The sequence below is a fragment of the Trinickia sp. genome (assembly GCF_051961175.1).
GTDB lineage: Bacteria > Pseudomonadota > Gammaproteobacteria > Burkholderiales > Burkholderiaceae > Trinickia.
Genome location: NZ_JBQCDN010000343.1, coordinates 1 through 3,042, shown reverse-complemented (window position 1 = coordinate 3,042; position 3,042 = coordinate 1). Strand labels below are relative to the sequence as shown.

Annotated in this window: 2 protein-coding genes; both read left to right on the top strand. The window is 65.0% G+C overall.

Annotated features, from left to right (window positions below; all coding sequences use genetic code 11):
- A partial coding sequence (gene dctA / locus ACTHL0_RS20195; protein ID WP_440568659.1) for a C4-dicarboxylate transporter DctA occupies positions 1-972 on the top strand: 972 nt, incomplete at its 5' end.
- Between the two features lie 72 nt (positions 973-1,044).
- A complete protein-coding gene (locus tag ACTHL0_RS20190; protein WP_440568658.1) occupies positions 1,045-3,030 on the top strand; it encodes a sensor histidine kinase in 1,986 nt (661 codons plus the stop codon).
- Positions 3,031-3,042 lie beyond the last annotated feature (12 nt).

Below are 3,042 nucleotides of genomic sequence, written 5' to 3'. Positions count from 1 at the left end.
CATACGCTCGACGGCAAGGCGGTCGCCTCGTACGCGGCGAAGGCGCACGGGCAAAGCACCGTCGATTTCTTCATGCACATCATCCCGCGCACGCTGACCGATGCCTTTGCACAAGGCGAGATCCTGCAGATCCTGCTGATCGCCTTGCTCTTCGGTAGCGTGCTCGCCACGATCGGCGAACGCGGCAAACCCGTTACCGATTTCATCGAAAGCGTCTCCCAGGTCCTGTTCGGGATCGTACGCATCGTGACGAAGCTTGCGCCGATCGGCGCATTCGGCGCGATGGCCTTCACGATCGGCAAGTACGGCGTCGGTTCGCTGCTGCCGCTCATGAAGTTGATCGGCACGTTCTATCTGACCGCGATCGTCTTCGTGCTCGTCGTGCTTGGTACCGTTGCACGCCTCGTCGGCTTCAACATCGTTCGCTTCGTCGCCTACATCAAGGAAGAGATGCTGATCGTGCTGGGTACCAGCTCGTCGGAAGCTGCGCTGCCGCAACTGATGGGCAAGCTCGAGAAGCTCGGGTGCTCGCGTTCGGTCGTCGGTCTCGTCGTGCCCACCGGCTACTCGTTCAATCTCGACGGCACCAACATCTACATGACGATGGCCGTGCTGTTCATCGCGCAAGCGACGAATACCGACCTCACGCTCATGCAGCAGCTCACGCTGATCGCCGTGGCCATGCTGACTTCGAAGGGCGCCAGCGGCGTGACGGGCGCCGGCTTCATCACGCTCGCCGCGACGCTCGCCGTCGTACCGACCATTCCGCTGTCGGGCATGGTGCTGATTCTCGGTATTGACCGCTTCATGAGCGAATGCCGCGCGTTGACGAACATCGTCGGCAACGGCGTGGCCGCGGTCGTCGTCTCCGCTTGGGAGAAAGAGCTCGATCGCACGAAGCTGAACGCGGCACTGGGCCGGGGTGGCCCCGCTGTCGATGCCGATGCCCAGACGAACAGCGCAGGCGTCTGATGTTTCCAAGGCGCCGGCGCGATCGACGGGCTATGCCACAATAGGGCACGTTTTTGCCCGGAACCCGTCATCGTGACGCGCCGCCTTATCGTCGTTCTCGCGCTTGCCTCGGCGCTCCTCGCCGTGTGCGCAGCCACGTGGCAGATCGCGTGGCGGCGCGGAATCGACGTCTTGCAGCACCAGGCCGCCGCCCGCGCCGGGCGCACGGCCGGTGCGCTCAGCGATACCCTCGATCGCTATGAATCGCTGTCCTACCTCGTCGCGAGCCACCCTGCCGTCGATGAAGCGCTCGATACGGGTTCGCCCGACGCCATCTCACGAGCCAATCGCTATCTCGCAGATGCGAACGCCCACGCGCACGCCGATGTGACCTACATCATTCGTGCCGATGGCCTATGCGTCGCCGCCAGCAATTGGGATCGTTCGGACAGTTTCGTCGGTTCGCAGTATCGCTTTCGTCCCTATTTCATCGATGCCATGGCCGCGCGCGTGGGGCGCTTCTTTGGCATCGGCACCGTCTCGCACGTGCCGGGCTACTACCTCTCGCAGCCGGTGCGCCATGGCGGCCGGATCGTCGGTGCGGCTGTCCTGAAGCTCAATCTCGAATCGTTTCCGGGGACGGACGCGGGCGAACCCGTGTTGGTCGCCGATCGACACGGGGTGATCTTTCTCTCGTCGGTACCGGCCTGGAAATATCGCTCGGTGCGCGATCTTCCGATTGCCGTGGCGGCTGCCATCGAAGAGACGCGCCAGTACGCGGGCACGCCGATCACGACGCTGCCGATGACGCCGGTGCGCGCGCTCGATACGCCCGATGCCCCGATCGTCCGTGTCGGCGTGCGCGCGCGTTCGCCTTCTCCGTATTACTTGCTCACGCGACGGGTTGTCAGCGGGCCCGATTGGCAGTTGATGACGCTGGCCCCGGTGGGCCCGGTCATTGGCGACGCGCGCAATGCGACGGCCGCGGTCGGTTTCGGTTTCATTTCGCTGTGCTTGCTCGCGTTTTACTGGCGCGTGCGGCTCGCCCGTGCGCGCGACCGGGAAGCGGGGCGCGCACGGCTGCAAGAAGCCTATGCGGAACTGAACCAGCGCGTGGAAGCACGGACGGCCGATTTGTCGGCGGCCAATGCGCAGTTGCAGACTGAAGTGGCCGAACGCACGCGCGCGGAAAACGAGTTGCGCGCGGCGCACGCCGAGCTGCTTCAGACGAGCAAGCTCGCGGCCCTTGGGCAAATGGCGGCCGGCATCACACACGAACTCAACCAACCGCTCGCGGCGTTGCGCACGTTTTCGGACAACACGCGGGTGTTGATCGAGCGCGGGGCGCTCCCTGCCGCCCATGAAAACCTCGAAGCGATCGGCGCACTCACCGATCGCATGGGCAAGATCACCAATCAGCTGAAACTCTTCGTCGGCCGCGCACAACCGAGCAATGCGTGCACCGCCGTCGGGCGAGCGCTGCGAAACGCGCTGCAGTTGTTGCAAGAGCGGCTTGCACGCGTCACGCTCGAGGTCCGCATCCGCGAGGTGCCGCGCTTGCCCGATTCGCAGACGCAAGAGGCATCGGAAGCGCAGCCAACCGCGCCAACCCCGCCAACCTCACAAGCGCAACGCGAGGCGAGTGCCTATCGTCCTTTGGACTTGAGCGCAGACGACCCGGGACTCGTCGTCTACTGCGACGGCCTGCGTCTGGAACAGACACTCATCAATCTGATCGGCAATGCGCTGGATGCGCTCGAGCAGGTTGCCGCCGCGCGTTTGTCGATCGATATCGATGTCGCCCTCGACGCGCTCGCGCTCGCCGTGCGCGACAATGGGCCCGGCATACCGCTTGACGCCATGCCCCGGCTGTTCGAGCCGTTCTTCACGACGAAGGGCGCGGGCAAAGGGCTCGGGCTCGGTTTGGCGATCGCTTCCTCGATTGCGCGCGATTGCGGCGGGACGCTTTCCGCGCGCAACGAAGCGAGCGGCGGTGCAGCGTTCGTGTTGACGCTGCGGCGCGCGGCGGCGCCTTTACCCGCAGCAGTGGTGTCGCGCGATGCCACGTCATCGCGTTAACGCGGTGCGAAC